This window comes from Paraglaciecola mesophila KMM 241 (assembly GCF_000315015.1).
Taxonomy (GTDB): Bacteria; Pseudomonadota; Gammaproteobacteria; order Enterobacterales; family Alteromonadaceae; genus Paraglaciecola; species Paraglaciecola mesophila.
In genome coordinates this window covers 1-11,033 of record NZ_BAEP01000014.1, presented here as the reverse complement: position 1 = coordinate 11,033, position 11,033 = coordinate 1, and the positions used below count along the sequence as shown (strand labels likewise).

General features: G+C 41.8%; 13 protein-coding genes and 1 pseudogene. 11 read left to right on the top strand and 3 right to left on the bottom strand.

Annotation, left to right across the window (positions count from 1 at the left end; all coding sequences use genetic code 11):
- Positions 1 to 735: DUF4158 domain-containing protein (locus GMES_RS03940; protein ID WP_039986489.1), on the bottom strand; the 735-nt coding region annotated here is incomplete at its 3' end.
- A 452-nt stretch (positions 736 to 1,187) separates the two neighbouring features.
- On the opposite strand from GMES_RS03940, the gene merR reads away from it, so the two are divergent.
- The 11 genes and pseudogenes from merR to GMES_RS03890 all read left to right on the top strand — a co-directional run bounded on the left by merR (position 1,188) and on the right by GMES_RS03890 (position 10,022).
- Positions 1,188 to 1,574, top strand: coding sequence for a mercury resistance transcriptional regulator MerR (gene merR / locus GMES_RS03935; RefSeq protein WP_006991283.1), 387 nt, complete (start codon positions 1,188 to 1,190; stop codon positions 1,572 to 1,574).
- A 149-nt stretch (positions 1,575 to 1,723) separates the two neighbouring features.
- On the top strand, positions 1,724 to 2,071 hold the full coding sequence (locus tag GMES_RS03930; RefSeq protein ID WP_007103942.1) for a mercuric transporter MerT family protein: 348 nt from the start codon (positions 1,724 to 1,726) through the stop codon (positions 2,069 to 2,071).
- A gap of 53 nt (positions 2,072 to 2,124) precedes the next feature.
- Positions 2,125 to 2,397: a mercury resistance system periplasmic binding protein MerP gene (gene merP, locus GMES_RS03925; RefSeq protein ID WP_006991281.1), complete on the top strand. Its 273-nt coding sequence runs from the start codon at positions 2,125 to 2,127 to the stop codon at positions 2,395 to 2,397.
- A gap of 16 nt (positions 2,398 to 2,413) precedes the next feature.
- Positions 2,414 to 2,833 carry an organomercurial transporter MerC gene (gene merC, locus GMES_RS03920; protein ID WP_006991280.1) on the top strand — a complete coding sequence of 140 codons (420 nt, stop codon included), beginning with the start codon at positions 2,414 to 2,416 and terminating at the stop codon, positions 2,831 to 2,833.
- Positions 2,834 to 2,844: 11 nt separating this feature from the next.
- On the top strand, positions 2,845 to 4,284 hold the full coding sequence (gene merA / locus GMES_RS03915; RefSeq protein WP_006991279.1) for a mercury(II) reductase: 1,440 nt from the start codon (positions 2,845 to 2,847) through the stop codon (positions 4,282 to 4,284).
- Between the two features lie 743 nt (positions 4,285 to 5,027).
- Positions 5,028 to 6,458 (top strand): annotated as a pseudogene (locus tag GMES_RS03910) (IS1182 family transposase).
- Positions 6,459 to 6,992: 534 nt separating this feature from the next.
- Positions 6,993 to 7,628: a recombinase family protein gene (locus GMES_RS03905; RefSeq protein ID WP_006991277.1), complete on the top strand. Its 636-nt coding sequence runs from the start codon at positions 6,993 to 6,995 to the stop codon at positions 7,626 to 7,628.
- Positions 7,629 to 8,206: 578 nt separating this feature from the next.
- Positions 8,207 to 8,908, top strand: coding sequence for an MBL fold metallo-hydrolase (locus GMES_RS03900; RefSeq protein ID WP_006991276.1), 702 nt, complete (start codon positions 8,207 to 8,209; stop codon positions 8,906 to 8,908).
- A 77-nt stretch (positions 8,909 to 8,985) separates the two neighbouring features.
- Positions 8,986 to 9,327, top strand: a complete 342-nt coding sequence (locus GMES_RS03895; protein ID WP_006991275.1) for a rhodanese-like domain-containing protein — start codon at positions 8,986 to 8,988, stop codon at positions 9,325 to 9,327.
- 106 nt (positions 9,328 to 9,433) lie between these two features.
- Positions 9,434 to 9,556 carry a hypothetical protein gene (locus GMES_RS22920; RefSeq protein ID WP_006991274.1) on the top strand — a complete coding sequence of 41 codons (123 nt, stop codon included), beginning with the start codon at positions 9,434 to 9,436 and terminating at the stop codon, positions 9,554 to 9,556.
- 100 nt (positions 9,557 to 9,656) lie between these two features.
- On the top strand, positions 9,657 to 10,022 hold the full coding sequence (locus GMES_RS03890; protein WP_006991273.1) for a hypothetical protein: 366 nt from the start codon (positions 9,657 to 9,659) through the stop codon (positions 10,020 to 10,022).
- A gap of 378 nt (positions 10,023 to 10,400) precedes the next feature.
- On the opposite strand, the gene GMES_RS03885 is transcribed toward GMES_RS03890, so the two are convergent.
- Both GMES_RS03885 and GMES_RS03880 read right to left on the bottom strand, forming a co-directional pair.
- Positions 10,401 to 10,673 (bottom strand): transposase, encoded by a 273-nt coding sequence (locus GMES_RS03885; RefSeq protein WP_039986484.1) that lies wholly within the window; start codon positions 10,671 to 10,673, stop codon positions 10,401 to 10,403.
- 177 nt (positions 10,674 to 10,850) lie between these two features.
- Positions 10,851 to 11,033, bottom strand: a 183-nt coding sequence (locus GMES_RS03880; RefSeq protein WP_039986483.1) for an SPW repeat domain-containing protein, incomplete at its 5' end; no start/stop codon positions are given.

The following is an 11,033-nucleotide window of genomic DNA, read 5'->3' as shown; positions in this document are numbered from 1 at the left end:
GATGCTTTTTGCTTGTTTAAATATTGGCTCTAGTTTTTGTTTATCTTGTAATTCTCGACTTATTTCTCCAAAAGTAAAATCTTTAGCCTGGTTTCGCAGAGTACGAAATTCGTCTGTTGTCTGATGCGGTGCTAATAAAGCGGTAATGTAATCCTTAATACTGCCCTTGAGTTGTCTATTAAATAAAGTGATAAGTCGTTCTTCTTCTTTGTTTAATGCCTGGCTTACAATACTTTGAATTCGAGAAAGGGCCGGTAATGCAATCCATTGCTGATTCAAATAAGTCACGCACTCGTCGAATACCGTTTTATTGTCAGCTCGGATGGCAACCGCTGAATCAGCTTGCTCATGCAGCCTCTTTTGATGTTGTTCTGAAAAGCGTTGAAAGCCAGTTAACGAGAAGACCTTTTGGTAGATGTTTGATTTGGCATCTTTGTTTAGGTTCTTGCGAATCAGCCGGGCTTTTGGAAAATAACGTGCATAAATGTGGGTAAGGTCACTTTTTACCATTCCCCAGGTGAAAGTTAGCGTAACCGGCTTTGCCTTAAAATAGCCCAGCAACAAGATGAAATGTGCTTTATTCTGCACAATTCTGAATTGCTTGAGCGTTGATGTTTCGAGATCATTTAGGTTGAAAAAGTAGTTGCGGTCATTCTCATTAAAGTGCGGCGGATCATATAAGTCTCGGTATTCGACAGTATCACTGGTATCTATGCGCGGCGAAAGTTTGGGCATGTATGTTGCTCAAATAGCGAAATCGGATGGCCATATTAGCTGAGCGAGTATCATATTGGTATTTCGATAATAGCGACAATTCAAACTAGGCGAGACATTCTCGCCAGTCTATTTGGGTCATAGGGGCCGTTGAGTAGTCTTGGATAAAGACAAAAATTGCCTGATAGCTGACGTAAGCATTTGTTGATTTTAGCTTTATTGATTGAGAAGAAAGTGCCAGGAGCAGATCGTCATTCGACAATGATCGAACTGGCGATTCTAACTGATTGCAGACATTCACCAGATTCGAGCGCATTTTTTTACTGCTGTGCCCAAAAATAACCACCCTCATCATGGTCACCATTAAACGCGCCCGTTGTTCGGAGTTGGAATACCTTTTATTATTTCCAAGTTCTAATATCTTGTGTTATCAAGAATATTTGAACTTATGAATTGTTGAGGATTGATAATTAATGTCAGGCACGATCAGTAAAATAGCAAAGCAAATCGGGATCAATCCAGAGACCGTTCGATTTTATGAGCGCAAGGGTTTAATCAAACAGCCTGTTAAACCTTTACAGGGCTATAGAATATATCCAATAGAAATCGTGAATAGAATTCGCTTCATAAAACGTTCTCAAGAATTGGGGTTTACGCTACATGAAATTGAGGGGCTACTATCACTAAGTGATAACCCTTGTCATCAAGTCGAGGAGCTAGCCAAAAAAAAGCTAATTGCTGTTCAGGCCAAACAAGCAGATTTACTGCTTTTGGAAAAAGCACTGCTAGAAAATATAGCCCAATGTCAACGTAATGAGGATGAGACTTGTTGCCCCATCATAGATTCATTGCAGCCTTAGCTAAGGCGGTATCACTAAGATCCTACCTATAATTGCTTTAAAAGCGAACTACCCACTTTCAGTTTTTTCAATATTTTTCAAAAAAACTCATTGACTCCGTACCGTGGTACATAACTTATCGTTGCGGCATAAGTTAATGAGGTACTCATATGAGTCAAAACGAATCAAATCTTCCAATGGTAGGCGGGATCATTGCGGCAATCGGTGCAGGCGTATGTTGTGTAGGCCCTCTAGTGTTATTGCTCTTGGGCATTAGCGGTTCATGGATAAGCAACTTAAGCGCATTTGAACCTTATCGCCCTGTATTTATTCTAGTTGTTGTGCTGTTACTCGGGTACGCGGGGTGGAAGATTTATCGCCCAATAGAGGAATGTGAACCAGACAGCGCCTGCGCAATCCCCGTAACAAGACATCGTCGTAAAGTCACTTTTTGGCTTACCACTGCATCAGCAATTATTTTGATCACTAGCAACTATTGGATACTTTGGTTTGTTTAACTTTTCAAACACATATTGTGTCAATACAACCTATTAAAATTTGGAGTCAAACAATGAAAAACACATTCTTTTTAATCGCTTTACTTTCAAGCTCAAGCGCATTGGCGACAATTCAAACGGTCACGCTTAATGTACCGAACATGAATTGTGTTACTTGTCCTATCACCGTCAAAAAATCATTAACAAATGTGGATGGTGTTAAAAAAGCGGATGTTACTTATGCAACTAAGCTAGCTGTTGTTACTTATGATGATGAGAAGACCAATATTGAAGCACTTGTAAGTGCAACAACCAATGCTGGTTATCCTTCTGTCGTGAAAGATTAAAAAGAGGCTAAAACTAGTGGATCGTCTATTAAAGTATATTACACAAATTGGCGACAAAGCAGGCTCACTTGGCGCATTGGTTTCTGCCATGGGATGCGCGATGTGTTTTCCAGCTATTGCTAGTTTGGGCGCAGCACTTGGGTTGGGCTTTCTCAGCCAATGGGAAGGGGTGTTTATCAATACTCTATTACCATTTTTTGCATGGGTTGCGCTAGCTCTTAATGCACTGGGCTGGTTAAGTCATCGCCAGTGGCATAGAAGTGCACTTGGCATGATAGGCCCTGTTTTCTTATTACTCTCACTTTACCCTTGGTTCCAGTATGCGTGGAGTACATACGTAACGTATTCCGCATTGGCATTTATGGTTGTCATTTCAATATGGGATATATTTTCCCCCGCAAATCATCGTTGTGACGATGCATCCTGCGCAATATAAGGTTTTTAATAATGTCTAGTAATAATAAAGATACGCTCAGCTATGCCGGATCAGACCAGTTACATGTTGCGATTATAGGCAGTGGTTCCGGTGCATTTGCATGTGCTATCAAAGCTGCTGAAAATGGCGCAAGAGTCACTATGATCGAAGGTGCTGATATCATAGGTGGCTGTTGTGTCAATATCGGTTGCGTGCCCTCCAAAATATTGATCCGTGCAGCGCAATTGGCACACCAACAACGCGTCAACCCATTTGATGGCATTGCTGACAATCAACCAAAAATTAACCGCTCTTTGCTAGCAGCCCAACAAACGGCTCTCGTAGAAGAGTTGCGAAGTGCCAAGTACCAACGGATTTTAGATAACAATCCTGCTATAACTTTATTAAAGGGTTATGCGCATTTCAAAAATGAAAATACTTTGCTTGTCGGGGTTTCAGATGGAACAGAAGTAGAGGTTCACACTGACCGCACATTAATTGCGACAGGAGCTACACCGACTATCCCACCGATAAATGGCTTAACAGGTACACCCTACTGGACATCAACGGAAGCTTTATTTGCAGAAGAATTGCCAGATAGTTTAATCGTAATTGGCTCCTCTGTTGTGGCTATTGAAATTGCCCAAGCCTATGCGCGTATAGGTAGCAAGGTGGCTATATTGGCACGTCATTCGCTATTGTATGCTGAAGATCCACTTCTAGGCGAGAAGTTATCTGAGTGCTTTGAAAAAGAAGGCATTCGCATATTAAATAATACCCAAGCAAAAAACGTTAGCTACTACGGAAATTCATTTACTGTAGATACTAATGAAGGGATCTTACAATCTGACAAATTACTTGTTGCTACTGGTCGTCATGCAAATACAGCGCAGCTTGGTTTAGACAAAGTTGGTATTAAAACGGATAAAAGTGGCGCCATTTTGGTCAATAATAAAATGCAAACTTCAACCGCTAATATTTATGCCGCGGGGGATTGCTCCGACATGCCACAATTTGTTTATGTAGCCGCAGCAGCGGGCAGCAGAGCAGGCATTAATATGACAGGTGGTGCAGCTAGGCTCGATTTATCGACAATGCCTGCTGTTATCTTCACAGACCCACAAGTTGCCACCGTGGGTCTTACAGAGGAGCAAGCCGTAACAGGGGGCTATGAGGTCATTACTCGTGTGTTAGATATGGAAAATGTGCCACGAGCATTGGCCAATTTTGAAACGGACGGTTTCATTAAACTGGTTGCAGAAAAACTAACAGGCAAAATTCTTGGCGCACAAATACTCGCCCATGAAGGCGGAGAAATTATTCAAAGCGCGGCTCTGGCAATCCATAATAATATGACGGTAGATGATCTCGCTGGGCAATTATTCCCATATTTGACCATGGTGGAAGGTTTAAAACTTTGTGCTCAAACCTTCAGTACAGATGTTAAGGAACTATCCTGCTGTGCGGGATAAACCTTTATCTTTTTTAATCAATTAATAAGGAGAACTATACGATGATATGCTCAACTTGTGGCTGTTCACTAATCAGGTTAGGGATTAATTTCTCCCAAGCGCCAAGGGTAATGTACAAATCTGTGGAACATTTTTTCTGTTGTCAGGGATGTTTAACTATCTTTGAACAAGAACCAGAAAAACTTCTGGGAGAAACTTCGGATATAAAGATTTGTCCTACATGTCTAGCAGAAAAACCATCGGCACATTCCGTGCCTTATAAGCATAACGGCCATGAATTACGTTTTTGTCGTTGCCCTTATTGTCTGGATACATTTAAAAAGAACTCGCAGTATTACATCGACAGACTAGAAGGAAAAACAGACTTTAAAGGTCTTTTTTCCTATGACGAAAATGCTTGTTGTCATTGACCAAATAACTTCATAATTTGGTGTCGAAAATGTCTTTGTAAGAACAACTGGTTTCGTTTTTATTTCCTAATGATTCGAATGACTATAAACTCAGTTCTCCAGTAATAGTCGAAGGCGTTCTCGACTGTCTCTTATCACTCAAACCAAACATAAACATGGCTTGGAATATCAACATTGCTTATGTCAGCAATGTCGCCAGGCTGTGTAAAAACTATTGATCACCTTTTGGTCTAAGTATGTGATGTTTATGATCAATCAGTCTTAGCCACCGATCCAACTTTAAGACCTAATTTAGTATAATAAAATGGTAAGCCAAACCAGAGTTTATCTGACATGTCTCACCATATTAAAGGTCAACCAAGACACCAATCGACACTCTTCCCAGAAGCAATAGATGACTTTGTTACCGAAGATAATCCAGTTCGAGTTATCGATATGTTTGTTGACCACCTTGATTTATTAGACTTAGGTTTTGAGACCGTTAACCCAAAGCTAACCGGCCGCCCAGGCTACCATCCTGCCACTATGCTAAAACTCTACATCTATGGTTACTTAAATCGCATTCAGTCATCTCGCCGGCTAGAAAAGGAAAGCCATCGCAACGTGGAATTAATGTGGTTGCTTGAGCGTTTAAAGCCTGACTTTAAAACCATCGCCAACTTTAGGAAAGATAATGGCAAGGGGATTAAAAATGTCTGCCGCAGGTTTGTTGAGTTATGTCGTCAACTCAACATGTTTGACGATTCAGCCTTCGCCATCGATGGCAGTAAATTTAAAGCCGTCAACAACAAATCCAAGAATTATACGCCCACCAAAGTTCAGGCTCATATCGAGCGAACAGAAAAGAGTATTCAACAATAATTAAGTCAAATGGACACAAAAGACGGGGATGAAAAGGATATCGACACCACAGTATCTACTTCAAAATTAGCATGGCTTGAGCAGCGATTAGTTGAGCTTAAAGCACTCGAAATACAAGTGAATGAACACCCAGACAAGCAAGTGTCACAAACCGACCCTGATGCACGTTTGATGAAGACGCAACATATGCAAAGACAGGTGTGCTACAACGTGCAAAGCGCTGTGGATACAAAACATCACTTGATTGTTGAACACGATGTCACTATGACAACAGACAGAGGCCAGCTCACCTTAGTGGCAGAGCAAGTCCAAAAAACATTAGGTAAACAAGACATCACTATCATCGCCGACAAGGGGTACTTTAGTCGCAACGATATCAAGGCCACACAAGATTTAGGCATGACGGCAAACGTGCCACAAACTGATACATCAGGCTCAGCAAAGAAAGGCATCTTTAACAAGTCATTATTTAAATACGATAAAGACAAAGACCTTTATATTTGCCCAGCGGGCGAGGAATTACCGCATCGACGGAACGTAACCGAAGACGGCCTTGAGCAAAAGGTATACGTTAATTTTTATGCTTGCCGAGATTGTGATATCAGAGGTAAATGCACGAGATCATTAAAAGAGCCAAGGAAAATGAGACGCTGGGTTCACGAAGAAGAGATAGACGCGATGCAGCAGCGGCTCGATGATAATCCAAAGATATCGGTGTTAAGAAGACAAACCGTGGAGCATCCGTTTGGTACGATTAAAATGTGGATGGGCGCGACGCACTTCTTAATGAAGCGTAAAAAGAATGTCAGTATCGAGATGAACCTGCATGTGCTGGCTTATAACCTGAAGAGAATGATGACCATAATGGGAACGACTGGGTTAATGGAAGCCATCAAGCAATAAGGGTGCATTTAGCCTAAATTCGAGCAATAAAACAGCCTTCAAACGTCACATTTATCACTAACAACCCGCCTTAACACTCCAAATCCAAAATTCCGCGCTAACGCTAATAATCAGTGACTAAGTCATTTGGATGGTTGAGTATCACAGAGGGTAAGATTTGGCGGTTGTAATCCGAGTTTTTACACAGCCTGTCGCACCTGCTGACATCGTAAGTAATGTCTCGACTGGTCGCTTTTGCGGCAGGCTGTGTGAAAAATCAAATCCTCCGGTCGTCGGCAATGGTGGCATAGCTCCTATTCGCTCAGACTTGCCATACAAAAGGTTTCATCGACTGACAGCTTCATGCTATCTAGAGCCGTTCGTAGATTGGTTCGGCTAGCTGCCCGTTAAATCTTTATTTAAGCTTACTAGTTCATATAGGGTATACCTTAAAGGGACTGCTAGAAACCTAGCTTTATAATAGTCCATTAATTGCTGCATACTATGTATAATGGACTAGAATAAAGAGACTATGTAAAATGGACTATTTCCACAATGAGTACTTTTCGAACTTACGCTTACCTCAGAGCTTCAACCAAAGAGCAAGATGCGGGACGTGCAAAGGATGCATTGTTACTGTTTGCTAATGAACATGATTTGGTCATATCTGCATTTTTTGAAGAAAATGAATCTGGAGCCACGCTTCAAAGACCAGAATTATTTAGATTGCTAGAAATAGCTCAGAAAGGTGACGTGGTACTTGTAGAGCAAATAGATCGGATATCCAGGTTAAAGGATGATGATTGGTACTCACTCAAGTCCATCATAAAAGCAAAAGGTTTGAGGGTTGTATCATTAGATTTACCTACGAGTCATCAGTTTGCGGTGGTAAGTGATGAATTCACTGGAAGAATGTTATCAGCTATCAATGATTTGATGCTCGATATGCTTGCGGCTATTGCTAGAAAGGATTATGAAGATCGAAGAAGACGACAAAAGGAAGGCATTGTTAAAGCTAAATCTGAAGGTCGTTATCTTGGTCGACCAAGTGATGTAGAGTTACAGCTAAAGGTTGAAGGCTTGTTGGCAGATAAAAAATCTTATGATTATATCCAACATATTTTAGGATGTTCTCGCTCTACAATTTCCAAAGTTTCAAAAAAATTAAAGCGAAAAGAAAAGATGATTTAATAAAAGTTTGCGTTTTACGTAGCCGCTAACTAGCAAACTTGTCAGGAATATGACTTATCTAAAAACGAGGATGCTCTGCAGCCCAATTATATCAAGGTCTCTAGGCTGAACTACCGTTTAGGTCACTAATTTTCGATGATTTTACCTAAGCGACTAATTTATATATAGAAATCAGGGACAGGTAAGAGTCATCGGCTGTATTGAAGATCCAGTGGTCATCAAGAAAATATCAGATCACCTCAAAAGCAATGAAGAAAAAGCATCTGGCAAGTTGCCTCTTGTAAGGGCACCGCCAGTTTCGGACTTCACATTAGTTAATTAGGAAAAGAAAACACAACAAAACAAGGGTAATGTTTGCTATTAGGCTAACAGGGCAGTGTTTGTTCTTTTTTTTGTAAATGAATAGAATGAGGACATAATCAGTCTGGAATTTGCCAAGTTTGCGTCAAATTATCAGAGTATTGGTTTGATGTCACCGCTATGAGCCGGATATTTTTGATTACACGTTGGGTTGATTCTATCGGGTAGAGTGTTTATATTACTTATACACTGCACCTAAGTACGAATGGGGGATAAACATGTTATTTCGCCAATTTTTTGATTCTGAATCCAGCACTTATAGCTATCTGTTGGCTGGCGATAGTGGCCACGAAGCGTTACTAATCGACCCAGTAATAGACAAGGTGGATATGTACCTGAAACTAGTCGAAGAACTCGATGTTCGACTAGTGCGAGCCATCGATACTCATACCCATGCGGATCACATCACCGGTCTTGGAAAGTTGCGGGAAAAGACCGGTTGCATCACGGTAATGGGCGAACAGACAGAAGCCGACTGTGTGTCTGAAACCATTAGGGAGGGCGAGCACATCCGGTTGGACGGTATTGATCTGGAAGCTTTGTACACACCTGGCCATACCGATGAGTCTTATAGCTTTTTGCTTCACAGCGAGCGGCCAGCAGTATTCACCGGCGACGTGCTTCTGATTCGTGGTAGTGGCCGAACCGACTTTCAAGGCGGTGACGCTGGTCAAAGCTATGATTCCATTACTAAAAAGCTATTTACGCTACCGGATTCAACGCTGGTATACCCGGCGCACGATTATAACGGCTGGACCCGCAGCAGCGTTGCTGAGGAAAAGGCTCACAACCCGCGGTTAGCCGGCAAGAGCCGTGCTGAATATATCGACATTATGAACAACCTGGATCTGCCTGATCCGAAGATGATGGATGTGGCCGTTCCGGCGAACCTTGGCTGCGGTTTAGCTGCAGATGTGTAGCGAGCTGACAGTTTGAACATTCATTCACACTACAATAAGGAGAAATTTTTACGTTTACGTTTTTAACTGCACAACAAATGATCGATGAAGCCAAAAAGGTAGCTGACACCGTCGACGTTGAAAAGGTAAAGGATTTGCGTGGCAGCGGTGCGCTACTGCTCGATGTTCGTGAACCCAATGAGTGGCAGGAAGGCCATCTGGAAGGTGCCGTCGCTATACCGCGTGGTGTATTGGAAATGAGAATTTCCGACGAAGAAAGCGATCATCAACGGCCTATAGTCACCTATTGTGCCAGCGGTGGCCGTGCCGTGCTAGCTGCAGCAACATTACGACAAATGGGCTATATTGCAGCTTTTGCATCTAAAGCTGGCTTTGACGATTTGCAGGCTGCCGGACTACCTTGTAATAAGCCCGCCTAAATTTTCACATAAACATAGGTTTGTGTCTGCGCGATAGCAACGCGGAGCGCGCAGACGGCGACATTTTTAGTGGTCTTACGGAATGTCAACAAGAGAGGATAGAACTATGATGAACGATATGGGTATGGGCATGATGTTGGGTATGGGATTGGTTTGGCTATTGATCATTGGTGTACTGGTTTTGTCAATTGCCGCGCTGTGGAAGTACTTACGATCGGAGAAAAAGTAAAAAGATGGGGCAACACTGGATTGATCGTACACTCCGTAATCCAGAAGTAAATCTCTTGCTGTTTTCGTTTCTCTTCAATTTCGTTTGGGAAATGTGGCAGATGCCTTTTTACGAGGGACTGAAAACGCTTGACTACATGAGCGTCGTTCGCATTTGTACACAGGCGAGTTTAGGAGATGGCGTGATCAGCGTGTTGGCATATTGGAGTGCCGTCGTAATTGCTCGATCAAGAAATTGGATCCATGCAATAGCCATTACACCTGCGATAGTTTACTTAGCCACTGGACTTGGTATCACTATTTTTATGGAGTGGCTTGCAACCGATATACTGGACCGTTGGCAATACGCGCCAAATATGCCTGTTTTGCCAATGTTGGGCACTGGGTTGTTACCGATATTACAGTGGTCAATTTTGCCGTTGCTGATCCTCTTTGTTGTTCGCAGACAGACCCTCAGAAAACGTTAGGGAAGTGTTTTTTTTAATTCGCTCGTTACTTTTAAAATTGCATTTAAATTGTGTGGATATGGTAGAGAGATTACACTTGCGCTTACACTAAAGCGATGACGACCTGAAGAACGGGTGTCATCTGTGCCAGAAGTCCAAACCCTTCCAAAAGTCCTACACCAAGACGTTTATTTCATGGTTTTCCGCGTGAAAAAGTATTTAACACGTACTCAAGTAGACTAACTCGATAATCCCTCAACCAAAGAAAATCTTGGTATAAATAATGCCTCAGACAACTTTTTCCTTTTGACTGACTATAGTTTTAACATAAAGCTTAGAGTGATTTTGTAGTGGTCATTTTGTTCTAAATCTGTAGACACTTTTTACGTTGTGCTGCTCTTATAGCTTTTGTCCAAGAATGTCCTTGAGTGCCACATTTTGCATACTCCCATCTGCGAACATCTTTTTGAGTTTAGCATTCTCTGCCTCAAGCGCACGTATTGTATATAAGTTTGACGACTCCATGCCGCCGTACTTAGATTTCCGTTTATAATGCGTTCTCTGACCGCCCCCATGCTTACGACACAAATCAGGTACATTGAATGCACCTGATTTGCCTTCATTTAGGATTGATCTTCCCCTAAAACCTGTCTTTTCATTTCGCTTCTCCATTACGTTGAATGTAAATGGAAAACTCTATCTAGGCTATTCTGAACTTATGGGAGGGTTCCATCCTATTCTATTTTAACAAAAATCAACTATTCACTGCGGAAAATTAAAAATATAGGATAATCCCTTGTCTCTGAGATAGCCGAAAGGGTAAAAACAAATTCAGAGACGAGCTAAGTATTAAATTATCCATTTGTCCCATTGCCCATAATGTTCATGGCTGCGTTTTCCGCGTGGTAAGCTAAGAAGAATTAAGAAGACACCGACTAAAGCCGTTGAGATCATTCCCCCTATCTGACCGCCATCTACGATCAATGGTGAGGCAATCAACCATAACCCGAAAAGTAAATTAATAAACCTTAA

Excerpts from the sequence above, each read along its gene's own strand:
- merR (WP_006991283.1), top strand. The coding sequence starts at position 1,188 with ATGTCAGGCACGATCAGTAAAATAGCAAAGCAAATCGGGATCAATCCA.
- GMES_RS03930 (WP_007103942.1), top strand. The coding sequence starts at position 1,724 with ATGAGTCAAAACGAATCAAATCTTCCAATGGTAGGCGGGATCATTGCG.
- merP (WP_006991281.1), top strand. The coding sequence starts at position 2,125 with ATGAAAAACACATTCTTTTTAATCGCTTTACTTTCAAGCTCAAGCGCA.
- merA (WP_006991279.1), top strand. The coding sequence starts at position 2,845 with ATGTCTAGTAATAATAAAGATACGCTCAGCTATGCCGGATCAGACCAG.
- GMES_RS03905 (WP_006991277.1), top strand. The coding sequence starts at position 6,993 with ATGAGTACTTTTCGAACTTACGCTTACCTCAGAGCTTCAACCAAAGAG.
- GMES_RS03900 (WP_006991276.1), top strand. The coding sequence starts at position 8,207 with ATGTTATTTCGCCAATTTTTTGATTCTGAATCCAGCACTTATAGCTAT.
- GMES_RS03895 (WP_006991275.1), top strand. The coding sequence starts at position 8,986 with ATGATCGATGAAGCCAAAAAGGTAGCTGACACCGTCGACGTTGAAAAG.
- GMES_RS22920 (WP_006991274.1), top strand. The coding sequence starts at position 9,434 with ATGATGAACGATATGGGTATGGGCATGATGTTGGGTATGGGATTGGTT.
- GMES_RS03890 (WP_006991273.1), top strand. The coding sequence starts at position 9,657 with ATGCCTTTTTACGAGGGACTGAAAACGCTTGACTACATGAGCGTCGTT.
- GMES_RS03885 (WP_039986484.1), bottom strand. The coding sequence starts at position 10,673 with ATGGAGAAGCGAAATGAAAAGACAGGTTTTAGGGGAAGATCAATCCTA.